This window comes from Kutzneria sp. NPDC051319, from assembly GCF_040682195.1.
Lineage (GTDB): Bacteria > Actinomycetota > Actinomycetes > Mycobacteriales > Pseudonocardiaceae > Kutzneria.
The window spans coordinates 49,475-64,303 of the sequence record NZ_JBFBAM010000026.1 but is presented as its reverse complement, the minus strand read 5'-3'; the positions used below and the strand labels follow the sequence as shown (position 1 = coordinate 64,303).

Below are 14,829 nucleotides of genomic sequence, written 5' to 3'. Positions count from 1 at the left end.
CCGACCACTGACCTGCCCTGCAATGTCACGTTCCGAGCGTCCACTCACCCAAAAGGACGCATCCAAGCTCGTGACACATAGTCCGAACGGGCGGTTTGCGCCGCGCTCGGTGAAAGTCCGGTATGGAACGCGGCGCCACGCTACTCGATTGAGTGACCCCTATCGCGCACCGGTCAACACACAAGGCTTGACCTGCGGAAACGTCAGAGGACCGTGACACGACACGAAGATCGACTAGCCGAGTTCAACTCGGTTATCACCCTGCGTCACCAAAATCGTCGACCGAGGCCGTGAATCGCGGATCGCTCAAGTTATCCACAGGTCGGCGTTTCCGCTGGTCACATCGACGCAAACGATTACACGGTCATGAAACAGCAGACATCTCGCGATAAGATCGTTATCCAACGGAGATAACTTGATCTCCCCGACTAGCCCGTTCGTGTCAAACGGTCACCTGCTCAGCGTCGTCAACATCACGTGTCGTGGGGGTGAACGAAACCGGGACCGGCGGGGACACTGTGGACGTGACGCGAGCGCGCGATCTGACCCCGTACGTGGAGCTGGGGCGCGAGCACTGGCGTGAGCTGCGCGCGGCCACGCCGATGAGCCTCACCTCGGACGAGCTGCATCGCCTGCAGGGTCTCGGCGACCGAGTGTCGCTCGACGAGGTCGCCGACATCTACCTGCCGCTGTCACGGCTGATCAACCTTCAGGTCGCCGCCCGCCAGCGGCTGCACGCCGCCACCACGACATTCCTGGGCGAACCGTCCGAAAAGGTGCCTTTCATCATCGGCGTCGCCGGCAGCGTCGCCGTCGGCAAGTCCACCACCGCCCGCATTCTCCAGGCCCTGCTGGCCCGGTGGAGCGACCATCCTCGGGTCGACCTCATCACCACCGACGGCTTCCTGCTGCCCAACGCCGAGCTGGAGCGGCGGGGCCTGATGACACGCAAGGGTTTCCCCGAGAGCTACGACCGCCGGGCCCTTGTGCGCTTCGTCGCCGACGTCAAGGCCGGCGCGCCCGAGGTCGAGGCGCCCGTCTACTCCCACCTCAGCTACGACATCGTGCCCGGAACCCGGCAACTGGTGCGCAAGCCCGACATCCTCATCGTCGAGGGCCTCAACGTGCTTCAGCCCGGCACCCGCCTCGCCGTGTCCGACCTGTTCGACTTCTCCCTCTACGTCGACGCCCGCACCGACTGCATCCAGCAGTGGTACGTCAGCCGCTTCCTCAAGCTGCGCGACACCGCCTTCGCCAACCCCGCCTCGTACTTCCACCGCTACGCCTCGCTGACCGACGAGCAGGCCGTGGCCCGGGCGACGCAGATCTGGCAGGAGATCAACGAGCCCAACCTGGTCAACAACATCCGGCCCACCCGGGGCCGGGCGACCCTGGTGCTGCGCAAGGAAGCCGACCACTCCATCAGCCGTGTGCGGATGAAGAAGCTCTGACCAGCCCCCACCCAAACCCGGGGGGCGTCCCCGCTGCCAGCCTACCGGCCCGGCGCTGCCCTCGGGGCGGGCGAAGATCCAGATGTGGACAACTCGAGACCTGTGGACAACTCAGGCCCAGCGCTGGGCGATGGCTTGACACTGGAGCCGCAGGGCGTCCAGGACGATGGGGAGCAGCGGGTTGGTGTTGCTGGGGCGGTGCAGGGCGAGGATGCGGCGGAAGACGTCGGAGTCGGCGATGCGCAGGACGCCGAGGCCGGTGTCGATGCCGAGGGCCAGGCGGGGCACGACGGCGACGCCGAGGCCGCGGCGGACGAGGGAGCAGACGACGCCATAGTCGTTGCTGCGCAAGGTGATGCGCGGGACGAAGCCGGCGGCGGCGCAGAGGCGTTCCAAGGACTTGGAGCCGGCGGTGTCGCTGCGGGTGCAGATCCAGCGCTCGTCGGCGACCTCCACAAGGGACACGTCGCCGCGCGTGGCCAAGCGGTGGCCGGGAGCGGTGACGAGAACGAGCGGCTCGGACAGCAGCGGGGTGGCGACGAGCTCCCGGGGCCACGTCCGGGGGTCGAGGTCGTAGCCGAAGACGACGGCGACGTCACGGTCGCCGTCCAGCACGCCGGCGAGGACCTCGTCGGGCTCGCCCTCGTCCAGCAGGACGTCGGCGCCGGGGCGGCGTTCGACGATGGCGGCCAGGGTCGAGGCCATGATCCGCGCGTTGGCGGTGGCGAAGCTGGCCAGCCGCAAGGTGCCGGCGTCACCGCGGGTGAGGGCCCGCACCTCACGCTCCAGTTCGGACAGTGCGGCGAGCGCGTCCCGGCTCAACAGGGCCATCCGCTCGGCGATGGCGGTGGGACGGACGCTACGCGCGGAGCGCTCGAACAGCTGGGCGCCGACGGCCCGTTCCAACATGGCGATCTGCTGTGAGACGGCGGAAGTCGTGTAGCCGAGCAGGCGCGCGGTCTCGGCGAACGAGCCGGTGCGGACCGCCTCGGTCAGGGTGCGCAGATGGATGGGGTTCAGCATCAGACGCAGTTCAGTTCGGGACGATCCGAACTGCTGGCGAACCGGTCGGCGGACAGCCCGTCCACGTCGACCACGGGCGGCACGCCGAGCACGAGGTCCCGCAGCACCTCGCCGACGGCCGGCCCCTGAAGGAAGCCGTGCCCCGAAAAGCCGGTCGCGTACAACAGCCGGCTGACGTCACGGGATTCGCCGATCAGGGCGTTGTGGTCGGGGCTCATCTCGTACAGCCCGGCCCACCGGTGCGCGATGCCGACATCGGCCAGCGACGGCGCGCGCCGCTGCACGGCCTCAGCCAGCCCCGGCAGCCATTCGTCGTCGGTACTGAGATGGAAACCCGGTTCCTGGTCCGGATCGGACATCCCGACCAGCAGCCCCGGCCCCTCGGGATGGAAGTAGAACGACGTGCCGAAGTCGATGGTCATCGGCAGATCCGGTGGTAGGTCGGGCATTTCGGTCGTCACGATGATCTGCCGCCGCAACGGCACGACCGGCAGCGGCACTCCGGCCATCTCGCCGACGGTCGCCGACCACGCGCCGGCCGTCACGACCACTGTTGACGTGTCGACAAGTCCCTCTGTCGTCCGGACGCCGGTGATCATGCCGTCCACCACCTCGATCCCGTTGACCGTGCAGTGCTGCCGGATCCGAGCGCCGAGCCGCCGGGCGCCACGGGCGTAGCCCTGGACCACGGCCTCGGGTGTGCAGTGACCGTCCGTCGGCGAGAACGCCGCCGCTAGCAGCCCGTCCCCGACGACCAGCGGCGACAGTTCGATCGCCTGCCCGACGGTCAGCATCCGGCTCGGCACACCCAGCTCGTTCTGGAGCCGGACGCCGGCCTCGAAGGCGGCCACGTCGGACTCGTCGTCGAGCAGGAACAGGTAGCCGTGCTGGCGCAGGTCGATCTCCGCGCCGGGCCGCTCGCGGAATCGTTCGAACGCCGTGAGCGAGCGCCGGGCCAGCTCGATGTTGGCCGGATCGGAGAACTGGGCCCGCACACCGCCGGCTGCCCGGCAGGTGCTGCCGGAGCCGAGTTCGTCCCGTTCCACCAGCAGCACGTCGACCCCGGCCTCGGCGAGGTGGAAGGCGGTCGACAGCCCCATCACACCACCACCGACGACGACCACTTCGGCTCGCTCGGTCATGTGATTCACGCTAAGCCAGGATCACCGCCAGCACGCCGGCAAACAACCCGATTAGCGCACACAGCGCAGCGCCGATACGGGGGTACGGCCGACCGGGCACCCACCGGAGCACCGGCACCAGGATCTGCGACACGGCCAGCGACGCCACCACCAGCACGACGATCGAGCGCAGCCCGCCGCCGGTGAAGCTGGTCGGCACCTGCGGCAGGAACAGCGCGGTCGCCGCGATCACCGACAGCCAGATCGACACCACCGGCCCGACCGTCACCACGAGCATCAGCAGCGCGAACAGGTGCGCGGCGCGTTGCTCCTTCACGAGCCCAACCGTAGTTGCCATGGGCGGCAGGCGGGGCGCCCATCCCCCGCTGCCGCCCATGTCCTGCTCGCCCGGCCGGTCCCACTGTGGCACCGAGGGCGTCACACGCTGGGGTGGAGCTTGGACGCTCGAATCGGTGAAAATATATTGTTCAACGGTTATCGCCGAAAGGGGTCTCGTGGCCGATCCGACCGGCGGACCGGTGGAGCTGCTCGCCGCCGACCGCCTCCAGCTGGACCGCGTCAGCACCGCGGAACGCGTCGCCGACGTGCTGCGCACCAGGATCACCGTGGGTGACCTGCCGCCGGGCACCCGCCTGTCCGAGGAGGCGATCGGCGCCGCGCTCGGCGTCTCCCGCAACACGCTGCGCGAGGCGTTCCGGCTGCTCACCCACGAGCGGCTGCTGGTGCACGAGCTGAACCGCGGCGTGTTCGTGCGCACCCTGACCCAGGACGACGTCACCGACCTGTACCGGCTGCGCAAGGTCGTCGAGTGCGGCGCGCTGCGCTACGCCGAGGTGACCGCCGAGGACATCCGGCGTGTGCACCTGGTCGTGGACGAGGCCGTCGCGGCGGCCGAGCAGTCCGACTGGGCCGCGGTCGGCACCCACAACCTGCGGTTCCACCAGGCGCTGTGCGAGCTCGCCGGCAGCCCACGGGTCGTCGACATGATGCGCGGCATCCTCGCCGAGCTCCGGCTGGTCTTCCACGTGATGGGCGACCCGCAGCGGTTCCACGAGCCGTATATCAAGCGCAACCGGGAGATCCTGGTGGCGCTGGCCGAGGAGGGCCGGGAGCGGGCCGAACAGATGCTCGCCGAGTACCTGGACGACGCCGAGCGGCAGCTCAGGCAGGCTTATCTTTGACGCGCTTGTCCGTGACGCGCCGGAGCTGATCCGGCATCTCCAGGTGCTCGCCGGTGAGCAGGGCGCTGGCCGTCATCAGGTCCACGGTCAGCGGCCGGTCCACGGTCTCCGTCGGCAGCACGGCCACCGCGTTGTCGAACGCGGCACGCAGCTCGACGCTGTTGTTCGGGTGCATCTGCCGCATCCGCAGCACGCGCGCGCTCGCGATCAGCTCACATGCCAGCACGATCACGAAGTGCGGCACCACTTCTCCGGTCATCCGCGCCGACTGGGCCGAGAAGCTGGCGTGCTCCTCGACGCCCCGGGACAGCGTGGCGTGGCCGAGCACCGCGGGCATCGCCATCGAGCGGAAGCTGGCCAGCGAGGCCGCCGCCGTGTACTCGATGACCATCAGGCCCGAGCTGCCGCTGGCTTCGTCCGCCGCGAACGGACGCAGGCCCGTGTAGTTCGGTTCGCACAGCATCGCCAGCCGGCTCACCGACAGCTGCGCCGTCTGGAGGGCCGACAGCCGCGCCTTGTCCAAGGCCAGGCTGAGCGTGATGCTGTGGAATCCGCCGTGGTGGAAGACGTCGCCGTCGAGCACCGACACCAGCGGGTTCTCCGCGCCGGCGTTGATCTCCACGGTGAGCACCTGCTCCAGCGCCAGCAGGCCGTCGGCCGCCTCCCCGTGGACCTGCGGGAAACACCGCAGGCCGAACGGATCCTGCACGCGCGCCGGCGTGTGCGTGATCTCGCCCAGCAGGTCACGGATGCGCCGCGCCACCAGCTGGCTGCCGTGGTGCGGCCTCGACTGGTGCACGACCTCGGCGAACGGCTCCACCGAGCCGTCCACCGCGAGCAGCGAGAGCGCCGCCGTCGTGCACGTCTGGTCCAGCAGCGCCGACAGCTGGCCCGAGGCGAGCACCGCCTGGCCGATCGTCAGGGCATTGCTGGACAGGAACGCCAGCGCGTCCGACGTCGCGAAGTCGATCGGGGGCAACGGGTGCGGGCCCATCCAGGGCTGTTCGCCCAGCAGCGTCAACGCCAGCTCCGCCAGCGCCGTCAGGTCGCCCGTGCCGATCGCGCCGATCGAGTGCACCTGTGGATAGCAGCGCGCGTTGAGGGCCAGCACCACCGCGTCCAGCACATGCTCCGACACCCCGGAGTGACCGGCGAGGATCTGGTTGGCGCGGACGATCATCATCGCCCGCGCCTCCGTCTCCGGGATCAGCGGACCCGTGCCGCCCGCGTGGCTGCGGAGCAGGCGGCGGCCGAACGCCGCGACCTCCTGCTCCTCCACGCTCACCATGCGGTTGGCGCCCACGCCCGTGGTGCGGCCGTAGACCGGCCGGCGTCCCGTGACCTCCTGCGCCAGGTCCGCCGCCCGTTTCACCCACTCCCGTGCTGTCGGGTCGATGCTCACCGGTTCGCCGCGGACGGCGACCGCGATCACCTCCGCACACGTCAACGACTTGCCGTCGAGCACAACTGCCACGTTCCGAAGGTTAACTCCTCAACAACCGCAGTCCAGTGCCGTGAGCGGATCGGGTTTCCCCAGCTCCTCACCCGCGTCCGTGCGCACCGGAAAGCCCTCCCTGATCCAGTACTCGATGCCGCCGATCATCTCCCGCACCTGGAACCCCTCGGCGGCCAGCTTCGCCGCCGCCTTCGTCGCCCCGTTGCAGCCCGGCCCCCAGCAGTACGTCACCACCGGGACCTCCGGCCGCAGGTCCGCGTCTTCCAGCCGCACCGCCCCCGGGATCCGCCCTCGCCCCCACGCCTGCGCGCTCCGGGTGTCGACCAGCACGAACCCCGGCTCCCCACTGCTCAGCGCCTTCTGCACGTCGCTCACGTCCGTCTGGAAGGCCAGCCGCATCTCGAAGAAGTTCATGCCACCGACGCTATTTCCAGGCCGCCCTTCGCTGAACCCATGATCCACGGCCTTCCGGCCATCCTGCCGGCTTTTCCATGGAACTCTCGCTTCGTGACCACGGATTCCCTCGACTCCACCGACTGGCGCATCCTGGAGGCGCTCCAGGCCGATGGCCGCGCCTCCTACGCGGAGCTCGCCCGCGCCGTCTCCATGTCCCCCAGCGCCGTCACCGAGCGCGTCCGCCGCCTCGAGGAGTCCGGCGTCATCACCGGCTACTCCGCCGTCCTCGACCCCGACCGCCTGGGCCTGTCGATCATGGCCTTCGTCCGCCTTCGCTATCCCACCAACAACTATCGGCCCTTCCACGCCCTCGTCGACTCCACCCCCGAGGTCGTCGAGGCCCATCACGTCACCGGCGAGGACTGCTTCGTCCTCAAGGTCCTCGCCCGCTCCATGCGCCACCTGGAGGAGGTCACCGGCCGCATCAGCACCCTCGGCCCCGTAACCACCACCATCGTCTATTCCAGTCCACTGCCCCGCCGGCCGTTCGCGCCTTAATTTCCCAGCGTCAGCGACACCCGGCCGGCCTTGGCGTCGTCGGCCGTCACCGTCACCTTGCCCCGATGGCTGATTTCGATCTGATAGAACTTCTCGCCGTTCGGGACATTAGGAACAACGATGGAGAATGTGCATCCCAGCACACCAAGACTCGAGGGCTGCGTTATCGCCCCGACTGCGGTGACCTTCCCGGCCGCGTCATACACTGTCACCGCTGCTCCGTCTGCGATGTCGCTGTATCCACCGCTGCCATGGCACATACTGCTGGTGCCGGTCGAGGTCCCGTACAGCTTGAACGTCCCGAGCATTGTGAACGTCGCCGCCGCGCTGCTGGTCGTCCCTCCGGTTCCGGCCGCCGCCTGAAACAACGCCCCGGGCCCTGGTCCCTTCGGCTGACTCAGCCCCCACACCACGCTCAGCAGCAGCGCACCGACCGCGATGCCGCCCACGAACGGTCCCACCCATCGCCGACGCTTCGGTGCCGTCGCAACAACGTCGTACTCCTGCCCAGGTTCGCTCGCCCCGACGCCTTCGTTCTCGTCCACTTCGCGGCCCTCCAGACTCGCTGTCCCCTGAACAAGTCCGCCATTCGCCGCGTTCCGTTAGCTTTTTGCCCGAACCGCAACCTTCATGTCCGACAATCGGTCTACGCCGTCGTGCTCACCGATCGTCAGGTCGACGGTGCGAGCGACCGTGAGTGCTCCGGGTCCAACATCGTCCCAACACGTTGGTTCGCACTGCAGCGGCCGACTTGGCCGTGAGTTGCTGGCGAGACCGTCGAGGCGTGGCATTACTTGCTCAGCGGTGCCGAGATGTTCTGGACGAGCAGGATCGCGCGCCCAGGACGCTTTGGACCAGCCTGGTCCGCGATTGCGTCCCGCATCGAAAAGTCCGTCGCCAAAGAGCGCAGCCACGGCATGACAGCCGCAACCTACGTCGAACACGCCGGCCGGATCCGCTCTCGATGGTGGGTTGCCACCGGTGGCCGTCGTCCGCTGAGCAGACCACCAAGAAGCTCAACCTTCCTCGTACCCGAGCCTCGACGATGCGGAGCGAGCCCACCGATCCGAGGGCGATGGCGCAGCCGAGCCCAGGGGCGATGCGCAGCGAGCCCGAAGGGGGGTCCAGGGGGGCGAAGCCCGCCCTGGCTTGGGGTGTGGGGCGAGAGCCCACAAAACACAAAGCAAGAGGCCTATCGGCGTTTTCCGCCGACAGGCCTCTCCCACTCTTGCGCGTGCGCCCGAAGGGATTCGAACCCCTAACCTTCTGATCCGTAGTCAGATGCTCTATCCGTTGAGCTACGGGCGCTTGTTCAGTTGTCATCCTAGCAGGCCAGGATGTTGCGGAGGCTCCGGGATTTGAACCCGGGATGGGGGTGAACCCAAACCGCATTAGCAGTGCGGCGCCATAGACCAGACTAGGCGAAGCCTCCCCGGAGCCCTCGGCTACCGTCGATAAGACTACACACTCGGGGCGCAGGCACCAAAACGGGGGGTCAGAGGGGGTGTGACCTGCACGGACGGCCTGAGGGGTGTGGCGCGGGCCACGTCCGGTCGGAGGTGGACGCCCGTGGCGCGCGGTCACTAGCGTGAACGGGTCCACATCGGCGTGGCGGGGAGTGACAATGGACAAGGTTCGGCCGTCCGCGGCTGACGCGGTCAGTGATCTGCCGGCGGGGGCGACCCTCGCCGTCGGCGGATTCGGGTTGTGTGGGATTCCCAGCGATCTGATCAGGGCGGTACACGCCCTCCGGGTCGATGATCTGAAGGTCGTGTCCAACAACTGCGGCGTGGACGACTGGGGCCTCGGCGTCCTGCTCCACGACCGCCGGATATCGCGGATGACCTCCTCGTACGTGGGTGAGAACAAGGAATTCGCCCGCCAGTACCTGTCGGGGGAGCTGGAGGTGGAGCTGGTTCCGCAGGGCACGCTGGCGGAGCGGCTGCGGGCGGGCGGCTGCGGCATCCCGGCGTTCTTCACGCCGGCGGGCGGCGGCACGCAGATCGCGGAGGGCGGCCTGCCCTGGCGGTACAGCGCGGACGGCGGGGTGGCGGTGGCGTCGCCGCCGAAGGAGACGCGCGCGTTCGGCGGGCGGGACTACGTGCTGGAAGAGGCGATCAACACTGACTTCGCGCTGGTTCGGGCGGCGAAGGGCGATCGGCACGGGAATCTGGTCTTCGACAAGTCTGCGATGAACTTCAACCCGCTGTGCGCGATGGCCGGCAAGGTCACGGTGGCCGAGGTGGAGGAGCTGGTGGAGCCGGGCGAGCTGGATCCGGAGCACGTGCACCTGCCGGGCATTTTCGTGCAGCGCGTGGTGCTGGTGACGGACAACGAGAAGCGGATCGAGCGCCGTACCGTGAGGGAGGCCCAGTGATGGGGTGGAGCAGGCAGGAAATCGCCGCCCGGGCCGCGCGGGAGCTCGAGGACGGCCAGTACGTGAACCTGGGCATCGGCCTGCCCACACTGGTGCCGAACTACCTGCCCGAGGGCGTGACGGTGGTGCTGCACAGCGAGAACGGCATTCTGGGCACCGGCCCGTACCCGACGGACGACGCGGTGGATCCGGATCTGATCAACGCGGGCAAGGAGACGGTGACGACGCTGCCGGGCGCCGCCTTCTTCGACTCGGCGCTGTCGTTCGGCATGATCCGCGGCGGCCACATCGACACGGCGATCCTGGGCGCGATGCAGGTGTCGGCCTCGGGTGACCTCGCGAACTGGGCGATCCCGGGCAAGCTGATCAAGGGCATGGGCGGGGCGATGGACCTGGTGCACGGGGCCCGGCGGGTGATCGTGATCATGGAGCACACCGCCAAGGACGGCTCGCCGAAGATCCTCAAGGAGTGCTCGCTGCCGTTCACCGGCCGCGGTGTGGTGCAGCGGATCATCACGGATCTGGCGGTGCTCGACGTCACGCCGGACGGACTGCGGCTGGTCGAGCTGGCGCCGGGCGTGTCGGTGGACGACGTCCGAACGGCCACCGAGCCGGAGATCTCGGTGGCCGCCGGGGTCGCCTGATCACCGCAGGTGTGAGTCGAACCAGTTGAGAGTGCGCTGCCACGCTTCGGCACTGGCCTTCGGGTCGGTGTCGAAGCGGTGGTTGGCCTGGGCGACCCGGACCACGTCGGTCGCCACGTCGGCCGAGGCCGCGGCGTCGCGCAGCTTGTCGACCTCCTCGGCGCTGACCTGCTCGTCCTGCTCGCCGTAGAGGCCGAGCCAGGGGCAGCTCAGTTCGTGCGCGACCTCGACGAGCGAGGGCAATCCGTCCGACAGCGGCGTGATGACGCCGCGGGCGGACACGCTGACCGCCGCGCCGATGGCGCGCCTGGTCGCCACGATCAGGGCGGCGGCGCCACCGAGATCGAAGCCGATGACACCGGTCCGGTCGGGGGTGATGCCCCGCTCGGCGAGCCACACGCAGGCCACGTCGATGTCCGCGAGCACGGATTCGACCGGCAGCTGCGGAACCTGGCCGTCGTCCGACTCGGCGTCCGGGTAGAGGTGCGGCGCCACCACGAGCCAGCCCTCGGCCGCCAGTGATCCGGCCAGCAGCCGGACCGTGTCGGTGACCCCGCGGGCCTCGTGAAGCAGCACCAGACCGCCCCGCGCTGCACCCTCCGGTTCCGCGGCTGTCACGCGCAGCTCGCGGCCGTCGGTCAACGGCAGGTTTTCGGTCCTGGTTTCCGTCATCTCGCCACCCAACCACGCCGGGGTGAACTCCAGTCAACGTGACCGGCCCCAGGCACACTCCACCGTTGCCTACCCGTTGTGAACGGGTTCAAACCGGCCGCGGCCGTCGCATCACGTGCACGAGCGCGGGCGGCGCATTGCCCCAGATCGTCCGGGTCAGCACGACTTCCTCGAAGCAGCGCCGAAATCCGGCGAGCTGGCGCTTGGACGGCCCGGCCCACCGCGTCCAGGTGTAGGTGAACTGCGTGAAGACGCCGGCCGGGTGCATGGCCGCCGCGACGGCTTCGGTGAGCCGGCCTCGATATGCGGCCCACGGCAGTCCGCTGACCACCACGTCGGCGAAGACTCCCCGTTCTGCCAACAGTTCCGGCAACCGCTCGGCGTCGGCGACGATGACCTCGACGTCGGGAAAGCGTTTGGCCAGCACGTCGGCCAGCCGCGGGTTGAGTTCCACGGCCAGGTGCCGCCCGCGACCGTCCAGCCGGGACTGGATCACCTCGGTGAAGGCGCCGGTGCCTGGCCCGAGTTCCACGACGACCGGCTCGCCATGCTCGGGAATCGGCGCGACCATCTGGTCGGACAACGCCTTGGAGCTGGGGATCGCCGACGCGGTGGTGAGCGGCGAGCGGAGGAACTCCTGGAAGAAGAGCTTGGCGTCACTCACTGCGTGGCCCCAGTCAGTCGTCGGTCGTTGCGGCGCACACCGTACGGACCGATCGCGAACAGGAAGCAAACGGCGGCCAGCGGAATCAGATCGAGGCTGACGAGCGTCAATCCGGTGCCCACGGCCAGCAGGACCGGACTCCACCAGCCCAGGACGCGCCAGTTGACAACGCCGAGCCCGATCAGGCAGAGGTAGAACAGCGCCGGCCCGATCACGTAGACGCCGGGCAGCAGGCCCGGCACGGACTGCACCTGGTGGTACAGGATGTTCATCCCGGCGCGGTCGCTCGCGAGCAGGCCCACGACGACGTCGATCACGACCTGGGCCGCCGACGCGGCGAGGCCCAGCAGCCCGATCGCCGCGATCACCGGCGCCGCGCCCGGCCGGTCGCCGAGCTTGAGGAGCACGGGCACGAACAGCACCAGGCCGGCCAGGAACAGCAGATGTCCCGCGGTCCAGCCGATGCCGGGGCCGTGCCCGCTCAACAGCCGCACCACGCCGTAGCCGCCCAGCAGCACCGGCGCGGCGACAAACGCGATGTCCCGTACCTTGACCATGCTTCGAGCCTGCGCCGGGCGCAGGCTCGAAGCATCAGGGTCGGACCCTGGCGTTGCCCTGGTTTCAGCTGGTCCGACGGCGTCGCGACAGCAGCACCAGGCCCACGCCGAGCACCACCGCCAAGATCGCGGCGCCGGTCAGCGCCTGCACGTCGGCCGCACCGGTGTTGGCCAGCACCCGCAAGGCCTGCGGCGCCGGCGTGGTCGGGGCGGTCGTCGGGGCGTACGGGTCGAGCTGGTTCGGCCCAGGCTCGACGCCGATGTCGCGGCCGGTGAGGTCGCCCTCGGTGAAGTCCCATACCGGCGACTGCCCCGCGACCAGCTTCCATGGTCCGACGAGGACGGTCCGGTAGAGGCCGGACGGCAAGCCCTTGAACGAGAAGCCGCCCTTCGAGTCGGTGACGGTGTTGGCCACCGGCTTGGCGGAGATTTCGTCGACCAGGTACAGCTTCACGCCCGCAGGCACGATCTTGGTCGTGACGTTGTCCAGCCCACCGAGCACGTTGGAGATCGCCCCCGGCACGTGAACACGGTCGACGGGCGCCCGCTCCGCACCGTCGTAGAAGCCGGCGTTGAACTGACCGAAGTCGCAGCGGACGCGGACGTAGCCGTAAGAACGCGCCCCGTCGGGCACCGCTTCGGTCACGTCGAGCGTGGTCGTCCCGTGCGCGGGCACAGCCACACCACGACCGCTCTGCTGAAGATCGCCCCAGCCATCCGAGCGCCCCTTCAGCTCATGCGGGTCACCGATGCCGCACATCACCGTGATGCCGGCCAGCGCGCGGTCTCCGCTGTTCTTCATGGTCACAGTGACATGCGCGGTGTCGCCGACCTTGTACGTGTCGGCCGTGAACTTCGTGGACGCGGTGAGCGTGTCGGAGACCTTGTACCTGGCCTCGCTGACGACCTTCGCTGTGCCTTGGTCCACGCGCCAGTCGGCGGACTGCGGGACGAGGTCGCCCAATCCCTCGTAGGACGCCGAATAGGTGCCGGACGGGACGTCGGTGACCTTGAACCTGCCGTCCTGATCGGTCTTCACCGGCGGCAGGGTGTGGCTGGGCGCGCCGCCGCTGATCGTCACCTTCACGTCCGGCAGGCCCTCGCCCTGGTCGAACGAGCCGTTGCCGTTCTTGTCGTAGTACAGCGTGCCGTCGATGTCGCCCTTGCCGACGACGATGGCCGCCGTGGCGGTGTCCTGGTCCGTCACCAGGTTGGGAATCGCCGGATTACCCATCAGATCCGCGGTGATCTTCACCGGCTTGGCCGAGTCCTCGACCGTGCCGGCAAAGCCACGAGTGATCGTCTGGCCGGGCGTGATGTCGATGCCCGGGGTGCCGGTCCAGATGTCCGACCACCCGATGCGCGTCAACGACAGGTTGTCCGGCGTTGCCGAGAAGTGCACGTGGATCGTGGCCGTGCCGTTGTTCGTCGCCGAGATCGACCCGCTGATCTCGTCGCTGACGTGATAGGCGGCCTTGTCGAACTTCGCCGACACGGCGAAAGTCGAGGCGGGTTGGTCAACGTGCTGGCCGCTTTGAGCGCCGTTGGCCGGTGTTTCGTCCGCCACGGCGACGCCGCCGAACGCGGTCGTGAGCGCGATGGGCACGGCGCCGGATCCGACCACGATCCGGCGCAGCCGGGTATGCCTCAAGAGCTGAACCCCGACCTCGACAGCGGCACCTTCCGCCGGTCCAACTCCGCCTTCAGCGCATCAAACGTGAGCGCCTTGCGGTACTTCCTGCCGTACCGCGCCATGATCGCGTCCCCGACCGTGCGCCTTCGGTTGCGCGCCCTGCCGCGCTTCAGCCGATGCACCTGCACCGTGAAGTGCCTGCCTGCGCACCGCTGGTAGTAGAACTCCACCAGCCCCAAGTCTTGCCGCAGCGTCTCTTTCCCCACGTCCGCGTAGTGCTCCCCCAGCACCCTCGCCACGCCGTCCGCCGTCACCCCGTGGTCGACGCCCAGCACCCCGAACTCCACAACGTCCCCGAAAAACCCCATAGCCCCCACTCGGCGCACGGTACAAGCACACCTGACAACGCTCCAGGGGTTTTTCCGCCCCTGCCAGGCAGCCTCGGTCCTACGCCTTGCCGCTATGCCTCTGCCGCAACCGCGCGGTCAACTCGACAAACATCTGGTCAACCAGTTTTCTGATACGGGCGGCCTGCTGAATTTGGCCGCCGACCTTGCCGACCTTGGCGACCTTGACGTTGACACCCGCTTCGGCCGGCACAACCTGTGCGGTGAAATTCTCACCCCACGTGAAGGCGCTGGCGCCCTTGCTGAAGTGCACCGTCATCGTGAAGTCGTCCGACTCCTTGAGATTGAACCGCTCACCAACGACCTCCACCAAGGCGGCGAAGGCGTCGGTCGGCGATACAGGGTAGTAACGTTCGAGATCCTGATTGCCCACCGAACCAAACCAGGCCATGTTTCTTCCACCTTCACAACACAAAGCGCGGCCAAGTTGACCATTCGTCAAACTCGCGAAAGGAGCACGCAAACCTGCTCAGCTATCGCCCGAGACGCGACACGCGTTACCAGCGAAGCAAACCCCGCCACCAGCCAGATGCCGGCGTTGAAGCCGAGCCTGGGGCGATGGCGCAGCCGAACCCGAAGGGGGCCAGGGGGCGAAGCCCCTCCCGGCTGGGGGTGTGGGGCGCGAGCCTCACAAGACACCTGGAGCGCCCAGGCGAAGCGCCGCCAGG

17 protein-coding genes and 2 tRNA genes are annotated in these 14,829 nt (G+C 68.6%); 5 read left to right on the top strand and 14 right to left on the bottom strand.

The window, feature by feature from the left end; genetic code table 11:
• The first annotated feature begins 524 nt into the window (after window positions 1-524).
• Window positions 525-1,451: a type I pantothenate kinase gene (coaA, locus tag AB0M73_RS24990; protein WP_363894656.1), complete on the top strand. Its 927-nt coding sequence runs from the start codon at window positions 525-527 to the stop codon at window positions 1,449-1,451.
• A 111-nt stretch (window positions 1,452-1,562) separates the two neighbouring features.
• Here coaA and AB0M73_RS24985 read toward each other — a convergent pair whose 3' ends face one another.
• The 3 genes from AB0M73_RS24985 to AB0M73_RS24975 are packed head-to-tail and all read right to left on the bottom strand — an operon-like array spanning window position 1,563 to window position 3,932.
• A complete protein-coding gene (locus AB0M73_RS24985) occupies window positions 1,563-2,474 on the bottom strand; it encodes a LysR family transcriptional regulator (protein ID WP_363894653.1) in 912 nt (303 codons plus the stop codon).
• Complete coding sequence (locus AB0M73_RS24980) at window positions 2,474-3,616, bottom strand: FAD-binding oxidoreductase (RefSeq protein WP_363894650.1); 1,143 nt, start codon at window positions 3,614-3,616, stop codon at window positions 2,474-2,476. Before AB0M73_RS24980 ends, AB0M73_RS24985 begins: the two co-directional genes overlap by 1 nt.
• A gap of 10 nt (window positions 3,617-3,626) precedes the next feature.
• A complete protein-coding gene (locus AB0M73_RS24975; protein ID WP_043720202.1) occupies window positions 3,627-3,932 on the bottom strand; it encodes a hypothetical protein in 306 nt (101 codons plus the stop codon).
• Window positions 3,933-4,110: 178 nt separating this feature from the next.
• On the opposite strand from AB0M73_RS24975, the gene AB0M73_RS24970 reads away from it, so the two are divergent.
• On the top strand, window positions 4,111-4,797 hold the full coding sequence (locus AB0M73_RS24970; RefSeq protein ID WP_043720204.1) for a GntR family transcriptional regulator: 687 nt from the start codon (window positions 4,111-4,113) through the stop codon (window positions 4,795-4,797).
• Here AB0M73_RS24970 and AB0M73_RS24965 read toward each other — a convergent pair.
• Together AB0M73_RS24965 and AB0M73_RS24960 are read right to left on the bottom strand one after the other, a co-directional pair.
• Window positions 4,778-6,271: an aromatic amino acid ammonia-lyase gene (locus tag AB0M73_RS24965; protein ID WP_363894646.1), complete on the bottom strand. Its 1,494-nt coding sequence runs from the start codon at window positions 6,269-6,271 to the stop codon at window positions 4,778-4,780. The genes AB0M73_RS24970 and AB0M73_RS24965 overlap by 20 nt on opposite strands.
• An 18-nt stretch (window positions 6,272-6,289) precedes the next feature.
• On the bottom strand, window positions 6,290-6,667 hold the full coding sequence (locus AB0M73_RS24960; protein ID WP_363894644.1) for a rhodanese-like domain-containing protein: 378 nt from the start codon (window positions 6,665-6,667) through the stop codon (window positions 6,290-6,292).
• Between the two features lie 93 nt (window positions 6,668-6,760).
• On the opposite strand from AB0M73_RS24960, the gene AB0M73_RS24955 reads away from it, so the two are divergent.
• Window positions 6,761-7,207: an Lrp/AsnC family transcriptional regulator gene (locus tag AB0M73_RS24955; RefSeq protein ID WP_363894642.1), complete on the top strand. Its 447-nt coding sequence runs from the start codon at window positions 6,761-6,763 to the stop codon at window positions 7,205-7,207.
• On the opposite strand, the gene AB0M73_RS24950 is transcribed toward AB0M73_RS24955, so the two are convergent.
• The 3 genes from AB0M73_RS24950 to AB0M73_RS24940 form a co-directional block, all read right to left on the bottom strand.
• Window positions 7,204-7,752 carry a hypothetical protein gene (locus tag AB0M73_RS24950; RefSeq protein WP_363894639.1) on the bottom strand — a complete coding sequence of 183 codons (549 nt, stop codon included), beginning with the start codon at window positions 7,750-7,752 and terminating at the stop codon, window positions 7,204-7,206. The two genes, AB0M73_RS24955 and AB0M73_RS24950, sit on opposite strands and share 4 nt — an antisense overlap.
• 690 nt (window positions 7,753-8,442) lie before the next feature.
• Window positions 8,443-8,515: transfer RNA gene (locus tag AB0M73_RS24945), tRNA-Arg, on the bottom strand.
• 35 nt (window positions 8,516-8,550) lie between these two features.
• Window positions 8,551-8,639 (bottom strand) — tRNA-Ser (locus tag AB0M73_RS24940).
• 192 nt (window positions 8,640-8,831) lie between these two features.
• Here AB0M73_RS24940 and AB0M73_RS24935 point away from each other — a divergent pair.
• Complete coding sequence (locus AB0M73_RS24935; RefSeq protein ID WP_363894637.1) at window positions 8,832-9,584, top strand: CoA transferase subunit A; 753 nt, start codon at window positions 8,832-8,834, stop codon at window positions 9,582-9,584.
• Window positions 9,584-10,228 (top strand): CoA transferase subunit B, encoded by a 645-nt coding sequence (locus tag AB0M73_RS24930; RefSeq protein WP_363894634.1) that lies wholly within the window; start codon window positions 9,584-9,586, stop codon window positions 10,226-10,228. Before AB0M73_RS24935 ends, AB0M73_RS24930 begins: the two co-directional genes overlap by 1 nt.
• On the opposite strand, the gene AB0M73_RS24925 is transcribed toward AB0M73_RS24930, so the two are convergent.
• The 6 genes from AB0M73_RS24925 to AB0M73_RS24900 form a co-directional block, all read right to left on the bottom strand.
• Window positions 10,229-10,900 (bottom strand): dienelactone hydrolase family protein, encoded by a 672-nt coding sequence (locus AB0M73_RS24925; RefSeq protein ID WP_043720223.1) that lies wholly within the window; start codon window positions 10,898-10,900, stop codon window positions 10,229-10,231.
• An 88-nt stretch (window positions 10,901-10,988) separates the two neighbouring features.
• Window positions 10,989-11,564 (bottom strand): methyltransferase domain-containing protein, encoded by a 576-nt coding sequence (locus tag AB0M73_RS24920; RefSeq protein WP_363894631.1) that lies wholly within the window; start codon window positions 11,562-11,564, stop codon window positions 10,989-10,991.
• Window positions 11,561-12,121 (bottom strand): hypothetical protein, encoded by a 561-nt coding sequence (locus AB0M73_RS24915; protein ID WP_363894628.1) that lies wholly within the window; start codon window positions 12,119-12,121, stop codon window positions 11,561-11,563. Before AB0M73_RS24915 ends, AB0M73_RS24920 begins: the two co-directional genes overlap by 4 nt.
• Before the next feature lie 64 nt (window positions 12,122-12,185).
• A complete protein-coding gene (locus tag AB0M73_RS24910) occupies window positions 12,186-13,772 on the bottom strand; it encodes an LPXTG cell wall anchor domain-containing protein (RefSeq protein WP_363894625.1) in 1,587 nt (528 codons plus the stop codon).
• A complete protein-coding gene (locus tag AB0M73_RS24905) occupies window positions 13,769-14,131 on the bottom strand; it encodes a hypothetical protein (protein WP_363894622.1) in 363 nt (120 codons plus the stop codon). Before AB0M73_RS24905 ends, AB0M73_RS24910 begins: the two co-directional genes overlap by 4 nt.
• Window positions 14,132-14,201: 70 nt before the next feature.
• Window positions 14,202-14,552 carry a hypothetical protein gene (locus AB0M73_RS24900; RefSeq protein WP_363894619.1) on the bottom strand — a complete coding sequence of 117 codons (351 nt, stop codon included), beginning with the start codon at window positions 14,550-14,552 and terminating at the stop codon, window positions 14,202-14,204.
• Window positions 14,553-14,829 lie beyond the last annotated feature (277 nt).

Bases quoted from the DNA above. Each gene is read 5' to 3' on its own strand.
- AB0M73_RS24915 (WP_363894628.1), bottom strand. From the start codon at position 12,121: ATGGTCAAGGTACGGGACATCGCGTTTGTCGCCGCGCCGGTGCTGCTG.
- AB0M73_RS24960 (WP_363894644.1), bottom strand. From the start codon at position 6,667: ATGAACTTCTTCGAGATGCGGCTGGCCTTCCAGACGGACGTGAGCGAC.
- AB0M73_RS24930 (WP_363894634.1), top strand. From the start codon at position 9,584: ATGGGGTGGAGCAGGCAGGAAATCGCCGCCCGGGCCGCGCGGGAGCTC.
- AB0M73_RS24935 (WP_363894637.1), top strand. From the start codon at position 8,832: ATGGACAAGGTTCGGCCGTCCGCGGCTGACGCGGTCAGTGATCTGCCG.
- AB0M73_RS24980 (WP_363894650.1), bottom strand. From the start codon at position 3,616: ATGACCGAGCGAGCCGAAGTGGTCGTCGTCGGTGGTGGTGTGATGGGG.
- AB0M73_RS24985 (WP_363894653.1), bottom strand. From the start codon at position 2,474: ATGCTGAACCCCATCCATCTGCGCACCCTGACCGAGGCGGTCCGCACC.
- AB0M73_RS24900 (WP_363894619.1), bottom strand. From the start codon at position 14,552: ATGGCCTGGTTTGGTTCGGTGGGCAATCAGGATCTCGAACGTTACTAC.
- AB0M73_RS24925 (WP_043720223.1), bottom strand. From the start codon at position 10,900: ATGACGGAAACCAGGACCGAAAACCTGCCGTTGACCGACGGCCGCGAG.